Origin of the sequence: Streptococcus oralis, assembly GCF_003943385.1 — a bacterium.
Lineage (GTDB): Bacteria > Bacillota > Bacilli > Lactobacillales > Streptococcaceae > Streptococcus > Streptococcus oralis_CA.
The window spans coordinates 71,158-90,447 of record NZ_RJPI01000005.1 but is presented as its reverse complement, the minus strand read 5'-3'; the positions used below and the strand labels follow the sequence as shown (position 1 = coordinate 90,447).

Sequence of the window (19,290 nt, the reverse complement as noted above, 5' to 3'; positions counted from 1 at the left end):
GCTAAAATTGGAGCCGAAAGTCTCCAATTTTGCCTAGTATCCTTAGCTTCACTAAGGATACCTTCATCACTACAGCAACTGGCTCAAGGCTCACTCTGTTCGCCCATTTTCGTAATTTGTCACTCTCTTTATTCTGCGTCTTCTGCTAAGAGTTTAGCTCGTGTTGCTTCATCCAAAAGTGGGTAGCCTAGGCGTTTGCGTTCTGCGACAAAGGTTTTGGCTACGACACGGGCCAGGTTACGGATACGAGCGATATAGCCTGCGCGCTCCGTTACGGATACGGCACCACGCGCGTCAAGCAGATTAAAGGTGTGTGAACATTTGAGAACATAGTCATAGGCAGGGTGAACCAAGCCCTCTTCCAAGGCACGACCAGCTTCTTTTTCGAACTTATCAAAGTTTTCTAGCAACATTTCTTGGTCCGAAATTTCAAATGAATATTTTGAGTGCTCGTACTCAGGCTGGATAAAGATTTCTCCGTATTTTACACCATCAGCCCACTCAATATCATAGACAGAGTCCACTTCTTGGATGTAAGAAGCCAAGCGCTCCAAACCATAGGTAACTTCCGCAGTCACAGGGCCAGTTGCCAATCCACCAACTTGTTGGAAGTAAGTGAACTGAGTGATTTCCATCCCATCCAGCCAAACTTCCCAGCCAAGACCAGCTGAACCAGTAGAAGGATTTTCCCAGTTATCTTCAACGAATCGAATATCGTGCTCCAAAGGATTGATACCCAATTTTTCCAAAGACTCAAGGTAAAGTTCTTGAATGTTTGATGGAGAAGGCTTCATCACCACTTGGAATTGGTGGTGTTGGTAAAGACGGTTAGGGTTTTCCCCATAACGACCGTCAGCAGGACGACGTGATGGCTCTACATAAGCCGCATTCCATGGCTCAGGCCCGATGGCACGAAGGAAAGTGTACGGACTCATGGTTCCCGCACCTTTTTCATTGTCATAAGCCTGCATGAGCATACAACCTTGGTCATTCCAAAATTGTTGCAAAGTCAAAATAATTTCTTGAAATGTTAATTTCTTAGACATTGAATACTCCTTAATAAAAAATGATTTCTTGCGACACGAGTCTGCCTCGTCGATTATACGAGGCAAGACGAGTTAGTACTGCGTCTAGCTCAGCACCCTAGTACTGAGCGTAGGGCAGTCCGACTGTAAGGAGGTTTCTGCCACTGACGTAGTGGAAAGTCAATTTTTTAGACATTGTTTACTCCTTTATTTATATTATCTTCTTAGGTTTATTTATCAAGCAACCAAGAAAAAGCTGGGTTCTGAAAAATATGACGTTTGGGAACAGTTTGTAAATTCTGATCGCATTCATCTATTGTTCCTAATTTCAAAGCGCAAACTTCTGGTATATTTTCTTGAGTAGTGAAAATTTGACTATGACAGTTCTGGCAATAATAACGTTGTTTCCCTGGAGATGAACTGTAGGTAACCAAATTCTCTTTTTCCATACAATGCCAGGTTTTTGCTGCTAACTTTGGCATTAACTGTGTAGGCCGACGCAGTTGCTTTCCGACAGAATGAGCAATGGCAAAAAACTATTTCCGATAATTCTTCATCTAGAGTGTAGGTGACTGCTTTACATAAACAAGATCCTTTAATCATTATGTTCCTTTCCTCTTGGGTATTTGACGAAATTCAAAAAGAACCGAATTTCAACACCCAAGCCTTGCGACTAGGGGCGTCAGAAACGCGGTTCCACCCTAATTTATTACTTCATTGTTTTTAAAAATACGACAGAAAGCGCCAGTTCCTTATCTTGTTCTGCTTGGCTCCCACTGTCCCAAGTTCGCTTGAAGAACGCCATAAGACTTTCTTTCCTGTTGAATATTATATCAGAAAGGCACGAAATTTACAATTCTTTTTCTTACTTTCTAAAAATCCATCTCATCCACACGTGGTGCACCAGAAGTCACCGAGATAGTCTTTAAGATTTCTCGCTCTTCTGTGCTGAGTTCAATCCCAAAACAGTCAAGATTGCTCTGGATGCGAGAGGCTGTCACTGACTTAGGTAGTGGTAAGAAGCCTTCTGCCAAACTCCAAGACAAGGCGATTTGAGCCACTGATTTCCCATGCTTTGCAGCAATTTCTTGGACTTCTTTCTTGTCAAATAACTCTCCTTGCCCAAAAGGTCCCCAGGCCTCTAGGAGAATTCCCTTCTCTCTGCAGTAGTCAACCACTTCCTCTTGATAAACTCCAGGTGCCAAGCGCACCTGATTGACCGCTGGAATGATTCTTGCCGTCTCAAGCAAGGCATCCAAATGCTTGGGAAGGAAATTACTAACTCCGATAGCACGGATTTTACCTTCTTTATATAGGTCCTCCATCGCTCTCCAGACTTCAGCATTACGAGTTTTCCATGCGTCATTTTCTCTTAGTGGTTTTGGATTTGGCCAATGGATAAGGTACAAATCTAGATAGTCCAATCCCAGTTTTCCCATTGATTGCTCAAAAGCTTGGCGAGCCTCTTCATAGCTGTGATTGGTATTCCAGAGTTTGGTCGTTACAAAGATTTCTTGGCGTGGAATACCACTATCTCGAATAGCGCGACCAACACTCTCCTCATTTTTGTAGATAGCTGCTGTATCGATATGGCGGTAACCAGCCTTCAAGGCTTCTAAAACAGCTTGGTAGGCTACTTCTCCATTTTCAGCTTTCCACGTCCCAAATCCTAAAACTGGGATTGAAACGCCATTATTAAGTGTGTAAAATTTCATCGTTTTTCCTTTCTATGTGAAGAAAATCTAAAGAAACAAAGCCAGATTAACAGAGGCATGTCTCTTTAGATTTTGAAGGTTATTGATCACGGTCATAATACATTTCGTGAGCTTTCAAGCGAGAATTCAGCATTTCCGGAACGGTCACAAATGTATAACCTTGGTCTTTCAGATATTCTATAATCTTTGGAAGAGCATTAACTGTAGCGCCATGAATATCATGCATAAGAACGATCGATCCATTACGAACCTGATGCTGAATCTCTGTCAAAATAGCTGTTTCATTCTTACTCTTCCAGTCCAAACTATCCACATTCCACATGATAAAGCTCAAGTCCAGACTGTTACGGATATCATCAGTAATGGCACCATAAGGCGGACGCATGAGTTTAGAACTCGATCCTAAAACCTTGGTCAAGGCATCTTCTGTATCCATGATTTGCTTTTTAGCATCTTCAAGAGTCAATTTTGAAAGAACTGGATGATCCCAGCTATGGTTTCCCACAACATGCCCTTCAGACTTCATTCGTTTCAGAAGATCTTCATTGCCAGCAATGTTTTTACCAAGTACAAAGAAGGTCGCTTTTACATTGTACTTAGCCAATGTATCCAAAATTTGTGTCGTTGTAGATGGATTTGGACCATCATCAAAAGTCAAGGCTACAACTTTTTTATTTTTTTGTACAAAGTAAGCTTGGTAGAGCTCAGCATCCTTTTCTAATAGATAAGAGGACTCAATGACATCAAAGAAACTGGATATTGGTAGGGCAATTTCCTCCAGAGTCTCCCCTGGATTCTCAGGATAAAGGATGATTTGACTATCTTTATAATCAAAGCTCCATGATGCCAGATCTTGGTCTGTAAAGTTTTTTAGAACCTGATCAATTTTTGTCTGGTCGAGCTTCTTATCTTCTAGAATTGATTTGATTTGACTCAGTAGGAGTTCCTTAGCCTTGCTAGTATCTTTGAAAAGTTGACTAAGAGTAAAAAGTTTACCATCTTCTGTCAAGAAAATTTTCCCTAAAGACGTCTTTTCTTTTTCTTCAACCTTTGCTGCAGACAAATCGTAGACTTGCTTACTGATATTACGAGCAAGAACTCCCTTTAAAACAGGATCCAATTGCTCGGTATAATAAAAGACCAAATCTTCTTTATCTTCCAGCTTTTCTTTAATATCCTGGTTGATTTTTTCCCTAACAGGCGCAATGACTTCCTCCCCTTGAAGAGGATAATAGACAATCACTTCAGCTTGACCTTTTCGGAAATGGTCTTTCTGGCTGCCTGCGTTGAATTGTTGGTCTTTTTCGTTTTTTAAGGCTTCAATTTTTTGTTCATAGGATTGTTTCTGTAGAATCTTGTGACCAATCACGCCACCTAGGCAGATCATAGCAAGACTTAAAATACCTACTAAAACAAGTAATACATTTCTCTTTTTATCGTGGGAAACACGCTTCTCTCTATTTTTCTTCATATCTCCATCATATCAAATCAGAACTATAATTTCAATGATAAATCGATATTCTTCTATTTTTGAAAGAAATAATAAAAAGCCTAGATAATCTAAGCTTTTCAAGTATTAGAAGCGAATCGCTTCACGTGTTTTTTCATAAGAAGAAACAAAGCGATTTGTGACTCCTGGTTCTGCAACTTCCAAGGCCTGAGAAATCTTCTCGAATGATGCCTTATAGTCAAATTCTTTTTCAAAAATTTCAAGCGCTTCATTGAAAGCTTGCTGGATACGCTCATCAAATGAACGGTAACGGTTTGAATACTGCAAGAGTTGCTCCGTCAAGGTCGCATATTGAACAATATTGTAGGTTTCTGTTTCAAGAGCCTCCATGTCATGGGTTGCAATTTCAAGAATTCGTTTAACAGATTCAATATTAACTTGTGCTTGTTCTAACTCTGCCATCAGATCTTCTGTGTTATGGCTTGCAGTGAAGAAAAGTTTCAAGAAACTTTGAGGAATACCTGGCAAGTTTCTCTTTTCCATGTAACGTTTGATAGTATGCAAGCGATTCACATAGACATTGGCTTTCTGACGAGCATTGATGTCGTCTTTTTCGATTTGAGCTAGGCGTTCGCTCACAGAAATTTGCTCATCTTCAATATCTTTAAGATTGCTTTGAAGTGAATTAAACTGCTCCTCTAAAATAGAGTAAGCTTGAGTTGGCTCACCCTGATCTTCAGTTGCCTCTGTGATCGCTGTATCAAGCCCTGACAATTCAGCTTGAAGACGGCGGACATGATTCCCATCACTTTCTGGGAGAAGATAAGTTTTATTCAAGCGTTCAAGGTCTTGAACCAAAACCTGATTATTTTCTTTCAAGTGATTGAGGTAGGTTGGAAGCGTTGAAAGGAGACTTTCAACGACTTTTTGGGCAGCTATTTCACGCGTGAAGATATCGTAGAGCGCATTAATCTCTTCTTGGATTTGTGTATTTTCATACTCTGCATTATCCAATTCCAACTGGCGGATGTTTTCTTGATTATTTTTCAAGGATTCATGTAAAAGTTGGAAGCGTGACTCGATGTCCGTTTCAGTGAAGTGATAATTAGCATCCAAGAGTTTACGGTAGCCTTCCTCCAAATCTTCCAATTGTTCTGGAAGCTCTGTTGACAAAGTCTTCACGAGAGATGGAACACGATCAACGATATGTGTCAAAGCGAGAATATGATTTTCAGTTGAATCAAGAATCGCTGCAGCTTCAACTGGGTCACCTGAAGAGTTCAAGGTTACAAATTGAGAAAACTCTGACTGGATATTTTCCAATTGTTTCTCAATTTCAGGAAGGGCTTTACCATACTGTTCCGAATTTTCTGCTACGGTATGTTGCAGATTTTCAAATAAGTCCAAAGCATGCAGAACACGTCCACTATTCTTAGACTCTTGTTTTTCAAGCTCTGAAAGCGCATTGCGAATCGCCGCAATGTCTTCTTCAATTAAATCAATTTGACTTTCGATTTGATCGATTTGGTGAGTCGCTTTGAAAAAGCGAAAAGAATTATTATAGCCTTCAGCCTCAAACAGGTTATTTTCAATATCAGCAAATGAGTTAAGGGATAAATCAACCCATTTTTGATTCCATTCACGGAAGGTTACCTGACTTTGACCAATCAAATGCATGTTTTTAACCGCTTCAACCTCATCATTTACAGGAAGGTTGTAGAGTTCTTCTTTTCTTTCTTCGAGGGCCGTCAATCTACTTACATTACGCTTACGTAGGAAGATTGCCGCTACATAAGCCAGAATCAAAATGACTGCAATCGCAACCATTAGATAAATTAGTTGTCCATTAGACATATCAAACTCCTTTTATACTAGAAACAATCGTATTGATTATATCATATTTTTTAGGTCATGGGAACTATTTCCCACATTTTTTAGACGTCAAGGGTACTGTAAACGGCATTTTCTTCGATAAATTCACGGCGAGGTTCAACTCGGTCACCCATCAACATATCAAAGATTTTATCAGCTTCTGCTGCATCATCTACCGAAACACGCGCCATCAAGCGATGTTCAGGATCCATGGTAGTTTCCCACAATTGGTGGTCGTCCATTTCTCCCAAACCTTTATAACGTTGGATGGTTGGTTTTGAACGCCCTTCACTATGACGTGCTAAGGCTTCTTGGAGTTTAATTTCTTGATCTGCACCAGGTTGAATGTATTCTTTGATCTCACTTCCAACTTTTACTCCGTAGATTGGCGGTTGAGCAATGTAGACATATCCAGCTTCTAGAATTGGTTTCATGTAGCGGTAAATCAAGGTTAACAATAGAGTACGAATGTGGGCTCCATCGACATCGGCATCAGTCATCAAAACGAGTTTTTGGTAACGAGCCTTAGTGACATCAAATTCTGCACCAAATCCTGTCCCCATGGCTGTGAAGAGACTCCGAATTTCTTCGTTTGCAAGGATTTTATCCATGCTAGCTTTTTCAACGTTCAAGATCTTACCACGAATCGGCAAGATAGCTTGGAATTCACGGTTACGACCAGATTTAGCTGACCCACCAGCTGAGTCTCCCTCAACGATAAAGAGTTCGGTTTCAGCTGGGTTGTTCGAAGAACAGTCTGCTAGTTTTCCTGGAAGATTGGAAATTTCCAAACCAGATTTCTTGCGAGTGACTTCACGCGCACGCTTGGCAGCTACACGAGCCTTGGCAGCCAAAATCCCTTTTTCCACGATGCGCTTAGCAATCTGCGGATTTTCCATGAGAAAATCAGAGAAGGCATCGCTGAAGAGACGATTGGTAATCTTAACCACTTCGCTATTGCCCAGTTTGGTCTTGGTTTGTCCTTCAAACTGCGGATTTGGATGCTTGACAGAAATCACAGCAGTTAATCCTTCACGGACATCTTCCCCTGTCAGGTTGTCTTCATTGTCTTTTAGTAGCTTATTTTTGCGGGCATAATCATTGATAACACGTGTCAGCGCTGTACGGAAACCTTGCTCATGCGTACCACCTTCATGGGTGTGAATGTTATTGGCGAAACTCATGACGTTTTCGTGATAACCAGTTGTGTACTGCATGGCTACTTCAACTGTAATATCATCCATCTCACCGTCTGTGTAGATTGGCGTATCAAAGATCACATCCTTGTTCTCGTTGATATATTCAACGTAGCTAGCAATCCCACCCTCATAGTGGTAATGTTTGCTTTGTTCTAGACCTTCGCGCTTATCTGTTATTGAGATTCGAAGACCTCGGTTCAAAAAGGCTAGTTCTTGAATACGTTTGTTTAATTTGTCAAAATCAAAGGTCGTTGTTTCTGTAAAAATCTCTGGGTCTGGTGTGAAGTGAACTGTTGTTCCAGTTTTATCCGTATCTCCAACGACCTCAAGATCAGCAACAACATGACCACGACGGTATTCTTGGTAATGAATTTTGCCGTTTTTGTGAACATGAACATCTAGTTGCGTTGAAAGAGCGTTTACTACTGATGAACCTACCCCGTGGAGACCACCTGATACCTTATATCCGCCACCACCGAATTTTCCTCCAGCGTGAAGGACTGTAAAGACGGTCTCAACAGCGGGACGTCCTGTCTTTTCCTGAATGTCAACAGGAATTCCACGACCATCATCCACAACGGTGATGGAGTTATCTGGCTCTATAAAGACTTGGATGTGACTGGCAAATCCAGCTAGGGCTTCGTCAATTGAGTTATCAACGATTTCCCATACTAGATGGTGAAGACCTTCTTTTGAAGTCGATCCAATATACATACCTGGACGCATACGAACAGCTTCAAGTCCCTCCAAAACTTGAATTTGACTGGCATCATAATCCTGTGCCTGTTGATTTTTGATTTCTTCTGTCATTTTTTTCCTTTTTCTTACATGTCTATTGCTTGTCTCAATGTCGCAACGTTTTTAAAAAGATAGGCATCTAAGCCAGCAGCTTTACCTGCCTCTACATCAATATTTCTGTCACCAATGACCAAACCAGATGTAATATGATATTTATCACGTAAATAAATCATGGACTCAGGATCTGGTTTTCGTTTGAAGCCTGAACTGGCAGTCACTACTTCTGTGAAGTAGTTCGCTATCTGAGTCTTTGCAAGAAGTTCTAGAACTTGGTCATTTCGATGAGAAACTAAGAAATGACGGCCACCCTTGTCATAAATGTCTTTGAGTAGTTCTGGAATTCCCTCAAACAAAACTGGATACTCTAGCTCACGCGCTTCATTTTCTTTGTAGTTTTCTAAAAAATTCTCGATGTCTGGGGCAAACTTCTCAATGGCAAAAGCTGTCGAAACCTTCAAGGCTTCGTAAACACGGTCGTGCTCTTGCTCTATTCCGTATTGGGCTAAGGTTTCTACAAAGGCTGCTGTAGAAGTCTCATAATTATCCAATAGGGTACCACCTAAATCCCATATGTAGTCGTGATATTTCATACCCTTCATTATACCATTTTTTTATGAAAAAAGCGATGATTTCCTAGATTTTTCCAAGCAAAAACGAGAGCCGAACTCTCGTCTTACTGTTGATTTCCAAAGACATCTCGATAGAGCATGCCGACTCGTAAACTTTCAGCATCTCCTCCCAATTGCTCTACCAACTCATAGGCAAAGGCAAGTGCGGTTGACGGTCCTCGGCTAGTTGTTAGATTACCATCTACAACCACTGTTTGCTTTTGATAAATTCCGTCAGTAATTTGCTCCTGAACTCCGTCATAACAAGTAAAGTGCTTGTCTTTCAGGACACCTGCTTGATGGAGGGCGATTGGGGCTGCACAGATGGCAGCAATTTTCTTTTCTGCTTGATCAAAGGTTTTAATCTGTGAAATGAGGGCTTGATTGTCTCGTAGGTGAGCTGAGCCTGGCATGCCACCTGGAAGAACGACCAAGTCATAGTCGGACAAATCGCCATCAAAGATACGGTCGGCTTTTACCTGAATGTCATGCGACCCTGTCACCTGCTCTTCAAATCCTACCATATCACAAGAAATGTTTGCTCGACGCAAGACATCGACTACTGTCAAGGCTTCAATTTCTTCAAAACCCTGGGCTAAAATAACTGCTACTTTTGCCATAGTGGCCTCCTTATTTGATTTGTTTTAGGACGACTTTCTTTCGTTTGAATGGAACTTTTCCACTTTTCTCCTCCGCTAGGTTGGTCTGGTAACTCATAGATAAGAGGAGACCGACACCAATGAGGTTGCTAATAATTGCGGAGCCCCCTTGAGAGATAAAAGGTAGAGGAATCCCTGTCAAAGGAAGTAAGCCTGTCACGGCACCGATATTTTCAAAGATATGGAAGAGCAACATCATGATAAATCCAGTCGAAATGTAGGTGTAGAACTGGTTATTTGACCTGAGAGTAATCTTCAACATCCGATAGATGAGAAGTAAGTACAGGGCAACGACAAAGACCGAACCAATAAAGCCAAAGTCTTCAGCAATTACTGTGAAAATCATATCACTCTCACGTACTGGAATGAGGAGATTGGACACATTGAAACCTTGCCCAAACAAGCCACCACTTCCAATCGCAATTTGTCCCTGCGCCTGTTGGTAAGTCGTTGTTTGCGCGAAGTCAAAGGGATTGAGCCAAGCCAAGATGCGGTTGATCTGGTAAGTTGGCATCCCAATCTGATGTAAGAAGGCACGTCCATCCTTGCTTATAAAGATGGCCATGAAGCCTGCAACTGCAGTCACTCCTGTCGCAAAAACAGGAATGATAATCTTCCATGAAACACCTGAAAGGAGAACCATGCCTGCAAAAATAGCTACAAAGACCAAGGCAGTCCCTAAGTCACTTTGTAGTGCTAAGAGGATCAAGACTGGGATGGTAAAGGCAATCATCCAACCAATCAATAGGAAATCCAAGGGAATAGTTCGTCGCCATTCCTTGTGTTTTTGAGTGAATTGTACGATGACTCGAGCCAACATCAAGATATAGGAAATCTTCATGAACTCCGATGGCTGAAAGAGTGTCGTTCCACCAATTGATACCCAGTTTTTGGCACCTGTAGAAGCTACCAAACTCGGATTGTAGAAAACAAGAGGTAGGACCATCAAAGCTAGCCCTAGACCATAAAGATAGGGAGTCACCTTCCATAAAAACTCGGTATTGAAGAACATGACCACAAAACCAATGACAAGGCCCAAGGAAATCCAGGCAATTTGCTGGCCTAGTATTGGTAACACATTATTTGGATAGTCATGACTAACTGCTATATAAATGGCCACTACTCCAATCACCAGTAAACAAAACACTGGTAGGAGAAGGCTATAATCGACTCGAGAGTCGAAGGAACGTTTCATATTTTTTACCTCTTCTCTTTCTTGGATTTTTCTTTCATTCTATTGCGACGGAATTGGAGAAAATCAGCTACAGCAGGCTCTAGCCGTTCTCTAGAAAGAACCTGAACAGCCCTTTCTTTTGACAAGGCCTGAGCGATTTGTTTGCCGTAACGCTTGCTGACGACACGGCTGTCTAAGATTAGAGCAATCGAACCTTGGTCAGATCGTCTAACAGTACGACCCAGGGCTTGTTTTAACCGAATGATAGCCATCGGCAACTGATAATCATAGAAAGGATTTTTCCCTTCTTGGCGCAGTTCTTGGTTTAATTTTTTGGTTAAAGGTTCTTGGGGATTTTGGAAAGGCAATCTCGGAATTACTTGGATTACAAATGGATGGGTAGAAAAGTCAACTCCTTCCCAGAAACTACCTGTTCCAAGCAAGATTTGGCGTTCACCTTTTTCAAAACGTTTCTTCAGTTGGCTTGGTTCCCCATTTTTATACTGAGCTAGATGCGGTTGGTCGAGCAAGTCTGAAACTGCCAGCAACATCTCTTTTGAGGTAAACAAGACCAGTATGGGTTCTTGAAAGACTTGTAACCTTCGGATAACAGAAGCCACTTCACTAGCATAGTCAACAGGTGAAACTTCTGTCACAAGAGGAAAATCATCGACTAGAAAGACTTCTTGTTGCTCCTGCTTTACTACATCAAGCCTAACAAGTGGAGCATCTGGAAATCCCAATAAATCTGCTAAGGAAACCCGATTGCTGATTTCAAGAGTAGCCGATACTCCTAGGAGCCTGCAATCTTCTGGCAATAGGTCTGCTAGTATAAAGCGGCCTTTTTTACTTGAACAAATCAAGACATCCTTGCTCGATTTCTCTGCTGTAGCAAGCCAAAATTCACGGTCCGAGGTGAAAAAGTTTGCAATCTCTCTATACTCTGGGAGAGCTAACTCCGAAAAATGCTGGCGCAAGTGTTCGAGAGAATCCAACCACTTTCCATTCTTAAGACCTGATTGATAGTGCTCCATCAAGTAACGACATTCAAAACCTATACTCTCAAGCAAGCGTTTCTGAATCAAATCTTCTTCTGACTCCAAGGACTTTTCAATTTGAGTTACAAGTTCCTCAAGTCGATAAGACTGCTGGGCCAGATTTTCGAGAGCTAGCAGCATTTTTTGAGCTTCATCCAAGATCACCAAACGGTTATCTACAAACTCTGGATTGTCTTCCAAACGAGTGACCAGATAGGCATGATTGGTCAGAAGAACACGACTGGTCTTGGCCTTTTCCTGCCCTCGTTTCCAAAAATCCTCTGTAGCAAATAAACTTTTCTTTGAAAGTTTGCCATCGTGGACTAGTTCTGGCAGAAAATGCTGATAGCGATAAAGTTGCCCGATTTCGTCCAAGTCACCAGTCTCTGTCTCCGTTAGCCAGATGAGCAGTTGCATTTTAAAGCGTGTGAAAAGACGATTGGACTCAGATCGATGGAAAACTCGGTGAAAGGCATCCAGTTTCAAGTAATTTTGAGGCCCCTTGAGACTATGAATCTCCATATGGAAGACCTCTTTTAGGCGTTGACCTTCTTCTTGCATGATCTGATTTTGAAGAATTTTGGTCGGAACACTCACTAGGATACCTGCTTGACTCTCCAAATTCAAAGCTGGGAGGAGATAACCATAAGTCTTGCCCAGTCCCGTTTGAGCTTGGATAAAGGAAGTCTGGTGTTCTTCCAGTAATTGCTCAATCTTCTCCGCAAATTCCAACTGTTGCGGTCGCTCCTCTAGCCCCAATAAAGAAATATTTTTAGCAAAATCTTTGGATAACTTTCGTGGGACTAAGGCTTTGCTTTCCTTTCTCAGGAAAAGCCCATGAAGTTCCATCAAGTCTGGCGAAGATAAGAGAGATTGTTGCTGATAGACCTCCTCAATCACCAGATAACTTTCATAGAGAAGGTTGTCTGCAAGGTCTAACAAGCTTTCTAAAAGCCCTTTAGGTAGCTCAAAAAGTTTTTGACGCATGTAAAGCAAGAGTTCAGCTGTTGCCTGAGCATCTGACAGGGCAGTATGGGCATGTTCCAGCTCAATGCCCAACTCTTGACAAAGGATACCTAAGTTATACTTTTCAAACTGAGGATACAGAACTTGGGCAAGCTCAACTGTATCCACTCGCGGTGTACGCAATTCATATCCTTCAAAAAAGAGAAATTCTGCAAGAAGGTTAGCATCAAACTGTACATTGTGCGCAACAAAAATACCGTCCTTAACCAATTCAAAAATTTTTCCGGCCACCTGAGAAAATTCTGGTGCCGCAGCCAAACGCTGATCGGTCAGACCCGTTAATTCTTTGATATGAGAATCCAAGGGTTCGTGGGGATTGACATCGGTCGCATACTGATCGATGATGTCACCATCCTCAATCACCACAATGCCTACTTGAATAATTTTTGCCTTGCTTCCGGTGCTGGTCGCCTCTAAATCAACGACCACATACCGATCATTTCTCGCATTCATCATTAAAAATTATATCAAAAAAAGCATGATTTGACACCCCTCAACTTTGATAACAATCTCGCTTTAATTGCGAATTTGAGTAAAAACCAAGACCTTAAAAGTTAGAATTTCAAGCAAGTTCAGCAGTTGGTCGCTGGTTCTGAGGTATTTGAAAACTTTATCAACAAAGCTACATCAACATAAAAAGACAACCAAAATATTAGCTGCCTTTTTGAGATATTTTTTTCATTGCTTTCGAAAGAGCTTTACTAATTTCGGTAGGCAAGACAAGGTAGTTTTCTTGAGCAAGTTCTTGCGCGATAGCTGAATGAAGATGAGTCGCTACCACCACTCTCTCATAGAGACTGACTTGGTGAAACTGACCTGCAAAACCTGCAATCATCCCAGCAAGTGTATCTCCCATCCCACCAGTTGCTTGATAGGGGCCTCCGACTTCTAATTGATAATATTCAGGCTGACCGGCTTGCCAGATACGAGTCGCTGGACCTTTCTCAACTAAAATCGTCCCTTGAGGAAAAGAAGTCAAAGCACTAGCTGTTGTACCTTCGTTTTGTTTTTCAATCGTAATTCCAGACAGTTTTTCCCACTCCTTTTGGTGGGGAGTTAGGATAAGCTGGCTAGAAGGAAATGACAGACTTATCCTAGCGAGAATAGTCAAGGCACCTCCGTCTACAATCAAAATCTGATTCTGTCTTAAGCTAGCAAAGACCTGTTTGACTAGTTCTTCTCCAAAAGTATCGTCTCGTAAACCAGGTCCCAATAAGACAACTTCTGCCCTCTCCAATTGCTCTTTTAACAATTGCTGATCTTGAAGAGAGAAGGCCATAGCCTCAGGTAAATGACTGTATAGAGCAAGGATATTTTCCCTATCTGTTCCAACGGTCACCAATCCTGCACCACTTTTTACAGCTGCCAAGGCAGCCATGATGATGGCTCCACCATAAGGATAGGTCCCACCAAGCAAGAGCAGACGGCCATAGTCTCCTTTATGACTGGTACGAGAACGTTCAATAATGACTTTTTCTAGTAAGGCTTGATCAATCACTTTCATCGTTTTTTCCTCTCTATTCATTATACTATAAAGTTTATTGACCTTGCATCTTAAACATAAATCTCTTCCTTCATATAGAAAAAGAGGGGACAAAGCCCCTCTACGAAATATCTCTTTTTTCAAAGTCAATTAATTTCTTTTTTACTTTTTGCGACAAAGATAGCAGATAGAGCTAGTCCAACACTTGCCAATAAAATAGCTGTTTCTGACTGTTTCTCACCAGTTTCTGGCAATCTCTTGTCTTCTTTGGCAATTTGAACTGGTGCTCCTGGAGTCTGAGTTTTTTCTAACGAACTTAGCTTGAACTCTGGTTTCTCTACTGTCGGTGCTGCCTGGTCGCCTACTGTTGATAAGGGACCTGTGTAAGCTGGGAGCTCATGTTTCAAGGCCATAACGGAGTTGACTCCGCCCTGGAACTCTGGTTTTTCTACTGTAGGTGCGGATTGGTCACCTACTGTTGATAATGGGCCTGTGTACTCTGGAAGCTCATGTACCAAGGCTTCAACTGCATTGACACCACCTTGGAACTCAGGTTTCTCAACTGTCGGTGCCGCTTGGTCTCCGGCTGTTCCAAGTGGGCCTGTGTATTCTGGTACCTCATGCACTGCCGCTTCAACCGCATTGACACCACCTGTGAACTCAGGAACTTCAAGCACGGGTGCTGGTTCTTCACACTTGCTTGATTGAACAGCTTCTTCCGTTAATTCTTGATAGAAGCTCGCCAATTCATAAAACTCAGCCTTGCCACCTTCCCAGACTAATTTGACGTCTAGAAGAGAGCCACCATTTCGGATAGCGAAGGTTTGGAGACTAGATGTAATGGCACCGAGGTCTGTCCAACTGTCTTGACCATCCTTGAGTGTTCTAGCAAGAACACGTGCCTTAGCTCCTTCAGGAAGACTGGAAACGAGACGAAGGTGGTTGGCATTGGTTGGCTCAGATAAGTGATAAACTAACTCGCCCTTGTCTTTTTCAGACTTGTAGCTGGTCAAGACTTTGCCGTCTACAAGATTATTATAAAGATTGCCTTGGCTTTCGCCACCATTTCCTTCTACTGTTGGATCATTGATTGGTTTGACAAATTCGCCATCGTTGATGACCAATTCTGTAAAGCCTACAAAACGAGCATCATAGTCTGCAGTATAGAGAACACGGAGATAGTTGGCTTTGACTGGTGTCGTCAATTCACCTTCGATGTAACGATTTCCTGGCATCTTAGAATCATGTGTCCAACCATCTGTCAGAGAATCATCGTGTTGGCTGTTGGCCACACCATCTCCCACTGTCACAACATCTGTCCAAGTTTTACCGTCTTGGCTGACTTGGATCTTACCATCACGAAGGTAGTTTTGAGTTCCGTCTTGGATATAGGCTCTGATCTTCTTGATGGTACGTTCGCTACCAAGCTTCAAGGTTACGTGGCCATCTTTATGGGCATAGTCTGAAAACTCAACGAAGTTATTGTAAACACCGTCAAATAGTTGATCTAGGTTGTTTAGTTTACGAACATCATTGCTGCCGTATGTTGGATGAATGCCCATAGTTGTAGATTCTAGTTTGGTTGGTTGCACTTCTTTGGTAGTTACTAGGAGTGAAGTAGATGGAACAGCCTGTTCTTTGTCTGTTTTATTCACAAGACGAACGTAACGTACCAAGTGGGTCGCTACAGATCTATCAGTCAACTGGCTAGCTGGTGTCCATTCTTGCGCATTTACAGAGTATTCTAGGCTGAGTGCTGAGTTAGCCTGACCTTGGAGCTGGATGCTCTTGACTTGATGGATACGATCAAGCTTCATACCTAGATAGCTATGAGCAGGGAGTTTGGTTCCAGCTGGAATTTGAAGCTCGTAACTGCCCAAGCTATCCACTACTGGTGTTTCCTTCAAGGCGTCTACGTTGGTGTCCGTTAAGTCAAGATTTGGACTATCGACATCTACTGTAAATTCCGCAATTCTCCACCACTTATTTAAGGTTTGTGTATTGCGAATGCGAACAAAACGAGTTGTAAATTCTTGCACAATATCAGAAGTTCGTTGCCCTGATAAATTTTGAAGCGTTGTCCAATTTGTACCATCTGCAGAATATTCGATGACACCAGATGCTAGTTTGTCTCGTTCCCCTTGCATCAGATGAACTCGTTTTACTTTGTGCAGTCCACCTAAGTCCATTTGTACCCAGGCTTGCGCTGGTGTGACATTGGTCTGATCAACATGTGCCATCATGGATTCTGTGTTTTCTCGACCATCTTGCATCTGAACAACACTTGTTCCATATTTGTAAACAAGGTTTGGACTTAAACTAATAGTGCCCCTAACCTTCTTACTACCCAATTCTAGGGGTCTGTTAACAGCAATTTCACGCATGGCAAGCCAAGCATTATCCTTCTTAGCTGTTGCTATCATACGAACAGCTTGAGCTGTGATATCGAGGTCATTAAATTCCAGAATACGTTCTCTACCAGTATAAGCGGGGCTCGTTATGGCTACCCATTCTCCATGTTCATTTTGATATTCAACAAGAGCATTACTAAAGGTATAATTATCGGCCGTATTAGTACCCGTAGCGAAACCTAATTTGTGTATTTTAATTGCCTTATTAAAGCGCAAGCCTACATAATCGCCTCTCTCAATCACAATGGTTGTTTTGGCAATCACATGTGTATCAAAGTCACCATCTGTGACTTCTTTCAATCCGCCTTCTATTCCAGCACGATTCGTAATAAATGTTGTCACAAATTTATCTGGATTCAACATTGCTTGGATATGTAAGGCTAAGTATTCTTTGAGATTATTGATAAATGGTCGAATATGTTGGACACCAAATTCTGCGTATTCATAATGGTCAACGTAAAAGAAGGCATACTTAACTGACTGGTCATAATGTTTGACTCCGGCCTGATAATACTCCCACACCTTGGCATCATTCTTTTCAGTAAGACCTTCTGTAGCTGTTAGGAAAGCTTCAAGCGCGTTCATTTGATCTACTGTATTCTCTAACCAATAGTGAATTTGTTCGATTAATTTCTGATCACCTTTTTCTTTAAGTAATAGAGCATTGGCTTTCAAACCAGCAAAAATTTCCCTCAACTCTTTTCTTTCAGTATCCAGATTTTGACTAGATTTGAGTTTGTTATAGAATTCTGTCAATTTTGGAGCCAATTCTACAGACTCTTCTAATTTAGTGACATGGGGAGGTCTATTTTGATTGCGCATGTGTTTTCCGAGTTCTCGAAAAGCCTTCGAAACACTGCTTTCTTCAAAATGATCATTAACTACATAGTTAAAGGCCATATCGTTGATTTGTTCTGCTTCTTCTACACTTCTCCATTGTTTCCATCCATACTGAGCCATATCAAAAAGTGCCACTTTAGATGCTTCAGATTGTTGCATTGGATTTAGCATAATTCCTTGTGCAAGTGATAAATCAACATTTGGATGTAAGAATTTTTCACCACCTCCAAGAATTAGGTGGGGTTTTGTATTATCATTACATGGCCAGTTAATCCAGAACTGAATTGGACGGTAAGTCTTACCACCTTCTGTTAAATTTTTCTTTAAGTTCGTTAAGAATGTTTGGTCAACAGCCCCCCAGACCTTTCCACCAGTAAGAGTTAAATGGACATTTTCAGGAAGATGTTCATTCAAGGTTCGAAGTTCAGCTTCAGTTCCTTGCCCCATGTACCAGGCAGGAACAAAAATCATATCTTTACGGAGACCACTGTATGTTGTTTGTTTTTCAGTCAACCAATTTGTGATATCCTTCATCAAGCGAACATAACTATGGTAACCACCAACTGGGCTTGGTGCATCATCTGCAAGCACACCAAATTCACGCACTCCCACGTCCAACAACTGAGTAAACTTAGCCTTTATGGTTGCAAGATCAGCCTGGTAATGCGCTTCATTGCCAAAGCGGATACGATTGTTCATAAATGGATGGATGGTCCAAACATAACGTGTTTTCGTTTGATTACCGACACGTGCAAGTTCTCGGATTTCAGCCAGTTTTTCTTCTGGGTAAAGTTCACGCCATTTCTTATTGTGGTATGGATCATCTTTTGGTGCGAAATAGTATTGAGTTAACTTCAATTCACTTCCATAACGCATCAATTCTTTACGATTTTCATTAGACCATGGATTTCCATAGTAACCTTCGATAAACCCACGGTTCTTGATTTCAGCGTAATCTTCCACTGTCACATTGCGAAGGACTGGCACTTGACTTTCCTTGAGCATATGTTTCAAGGTTGTCAAACCATAAAAGACCGCATCTGTGTCTTTTCCGACGATGGAGATAGAGTTGTCCTTGATGGTCAGAGCATAAGCATCAATTTTGTCAAAGAGACCCGCGGAAACCTTGGACAAGTTTTGTTCTGCTTGTGAACCTTGTCCATGCACTCCAAGATAGATATTAGTTGCGCCAGAAACGGCCGTTTTACTAGTTTTGTAAGATACTTGATTGTCCTGCAAAACGCTCTTCAAGCGATTGCGAGTATAGATATCGAGTTGATCGCCCATTACCAGATTGACTTGCTTACGAAGGGCTGTGACACCTTCTCCATAAGTCACTTTTTGTGGAGTTGGAAAGACCTTGTACTCTTTTTTGAGATAGTCTGAGCTCTTGCTGGCAGCTTCAATACTGGCTTCGCTAGCTGGTTTGCTTGCCGTAAATTGATTGGCCAATTCAACTGTTCCATCACCTGTTTGCTCTACTTTTGGAGTTTCAGGTGTAATTGGTTGACTAGGTTTAGCGATTTCTTTATCATTTTGTCCTCCACTCATGGCTTCAGACGGCTTTGTTTCATTCTCTGGAATTCCAGGTGCTTCAGCTGGTTTAAGATTATTTGTCGAATCAGTAGAACCAATCGTTCCTGTAGTTTCTCCATTTCCAACTGTCGAGCTAGCTTCCTTCCCAGCATTTTCTTCTGCTTTCTTCAAAACTGCTGCAAGTTCATCAGGTAACTTTTCCAATGGCTGAGCTTGAGTTATAGTTCCCTCTTTATCTCCTACACTACCTGTTTCTGCTGCCTCTACTAAATTAACACCAAAGATACTGGCACCAATCATAATAGAAGCTACTCCAATAGCGAATTTACGAATACTGTAATGACAACGTTTATTGAAAAAATTTTTATCCATCTTTATCTTATCTCCTTTCATCCAAACACGAAAGTAAACGATTCCATTTTTACTAGTAAAGACGGAGAGGCCTAATCGGTCCTCT

10 protein-coding genes and 3 pseudogenes are annotated in these 19,290 nt (G+C 41.6%); all 13 read right to left on the bottom strand.

Translation table 11 applies throughout. From position 1 onward, the window contains the following. Nucleotides 1-128: 128 nt before the first annotated feature. Nucleotides 129-1,046, bottom strand: coding sequence for a glycine--tRNA ligase subunit alpha (gene glyQ, locus D8803_RS05075; protein WP_000038733.1), 918 nt, complete (start codon nt 1,044-1,046; stop codon nt 129-131). Between the two features lie 209 nt (nt 1,047-1,255). Continuing rightward, nucleotides 1,256-1,628: pseudogene (locus D8803_RS09945) on the bottom strand (GFA family protein). A gap of 269 nt (nt 1,629-1,897) precedes the next feature. Beyond that, nucleotides 1,898-2,740, bottom strand: coding sequence for an aldo/keto reductase (locus D8803_RS05065; RefSeq protein WP_131200450.1), 843 nt, complete (start codon nt 2,738-2,740; stop codon nt 1,898-1,900). 79 nt (nt 2,741-2,819) lie between these two features. After that, nucleotides 2,820-4,211 carry a peptidoglycan-N-acetylglucosamine deacetylase PgdA gene (gene pgdA / locus D8803_RS05060; protein WP_131200449.1) on the bottom strand — a complete coding sequence of 464 codons (1,392 nt, stop codon included), beginning with the start codon at nt 4,209-4,211 and terminating at the stop codon, nt 2,820-2,822. 105 nt (nt 4,212-4,316) lie between these two features. Next, entirely contained in the window at nt 4,317-6,044 is a 1,728-nt protein-coding gene (gene ezrA, locus D8803_RS05055; protein WP_131200448.1) for a septation ring formation regulator EzrA, read from the bottom strand. An 80-nt stretch (nt 6,045-6,124) separates the two neighbouring features. Beyond that, nucleotides 6,125-8,071: a DNA topoisomerase (ATP-hydrolyzing) subunit B gene (gyrB, locus tag D8803_RS05050; protein WP_000134069.1), complete on the bottom strand. Its 1,947-nt coding sequence runs from the start codon at nt 8,069-8,071 to the stop codon at nt 6,125-6,127. Nucleotides 8,072-8,085: 14 nt separating this feature from the next. Continuing rightward, a complete protein-coding gene (locus D8803_RS05045; RefSeq protein WP_061417764.1) occupies nt 8,086-8,649 on the bottom strand; it encodes an HAD-IA family hydrolase in 564 nt (187 codons plus the stop codon). Between the two features lie 83 nt (nt 8,650-8,732). Beyond that, entirely contained in the window at nt 8,733-9,287 is a 555-nt protein-coding gene (locus D8803_RS05040; RefSeq protein ID WP_061416477.1) for a DJ-1 family glyoxalase III, read from the bottom strand. Nucleotides 9,288-9,297: 10 nt separating this feature from the next. Then, nucleotides 9,298-10,521, bottom strand: a complete 1,224-nt coding sequence (locus D8803_RS05035; RefSeq protein ID WP_007517506.1) for an FtsW/RodA/SpoVE family cell cycle protein — start codon at nt 10,519-10,521, stop codon at nt 9,298-9,300. 5 nt (nt 10,522-10,526) lie between these two features. Continuing rightward, on the bottom strand, nt 10,527-13,016 hold the full coding sequence (locus D8803_RS05030; RefSeq protein WP_411756587.1) for a bifunctional DnaQ family exonuclease/ATP-dependent helicase: 2,490 nt from the start codon (nt 13,014-13,016) through the stop codon (nt 10,527-10,529). A 199-nt stretch (nt 13,017-13,215) separates the two neighbouring features. After that, on the bottom strand, nt 13,216-14,067 hold the full coding sequence (locus D8803_RS05025) for an NAD(P)H-hydrate dehydratase (RefSeq protein WP_061416475.1): 852 nt from the start codon (nt 14,065-14,067) through the stop codon (nt 13,216-13,218). A 125-nt stretch (nt 14,068-14,192) separates the two neighbouring features. After that, nucleotides 14,193-18,818 (bottom strand): annotated as a pseudogene (locus tag D8803_RS05020) (SIALI-17 repeat-containing surface protein); the annotation flags it as partial. Between the two features lie 279 nt (nt 18,819-19,097). Beyond that, nucleotides 19,098-19,205, bottom strand: a pseudogene (locus D8803_RS09795) (YSIRK-type signal peptide-containing protein); the annotation flags it as partial. Between the last annotated feature and the right edge of the window lie 85 nt (nt 19,206-19,290).

What these genes read in the sequence shown, in the direction of transcription:
- D8803_RS05045 (WP_061417764.1), bottom strand. Translation starts at nt 8,649, where the DNA reads ATGAAATATCACGACTACATATGGGATTTAGGTGGTACCCTATTGGAT.
- D8803_RS05025 (WP_061416475.1), bottom strand. Translation starts at nt 14,067, where the DNA reads ATGAAAGTGATTGATCAAGCCTTACTAGAAAAAGTCATTATTGAACGT.
- glyQ (WP_000038733.1), bottom strand. Translation starts at nt 1,046, where the DNA reads ATGTCTAAGAAATTAACATTTCAAGAAATTATTTTGACTTTGCAACAA.
- D8803_RS05030 (WP_411756587.1), bottom strand. Translation starts at nt 13,016, where the DNA reads ATGAATGCGAGAAATGATCGGTATGTGGTCGTTGATTTAGAGGCGACC.
- D8803_RS05035 (WP_007517506.1), bottom strand. Translation starts at nt 10,521, where the DNA reads ATGAAACGTTCCTTCGACTCTCGAGTCGATTATAGCCTTCTCCTACCA.
- D8803_RS05065 (WP_131200450.1), bottom strand. Translation starts at nt 2,740, where the DNA reads ATGAAATTTTACACACTTAATAATGGCGTTTCAATCCCAGTTTTAGGA.
- ezrA (WP_131200448.1), bottom strand. Translation starts at nt 6,044, where the DNA reads ATGTCTAATGGACAACTAATTTATCTAATGGTTGCGATTGCAGTCATT.
- pgdA (WP_131200449.1), bottom strand. Translation starts at nt 4,211, where the DNA reads ATGAAGAAAAATAGAGAGAAGCGTGTTTCCCACGATAAAAAGAGAAAT.
- gyrB (WP_000134069.1), bottom strand. Translation starts at nt 8,071, where the DNA reads ATGACAGAAGAAATCAAAAATCAACAGGCACAGGATTATGATGCCAGT.
- D8803_RS05040 (WP_061416477.1), bottom strand. Translation starts at nt 9,287, where the DNA reads ATGGCAAAAGTAGCAGTTATTTTAGCCCAGGGTTTTGAAGAAATTGAA.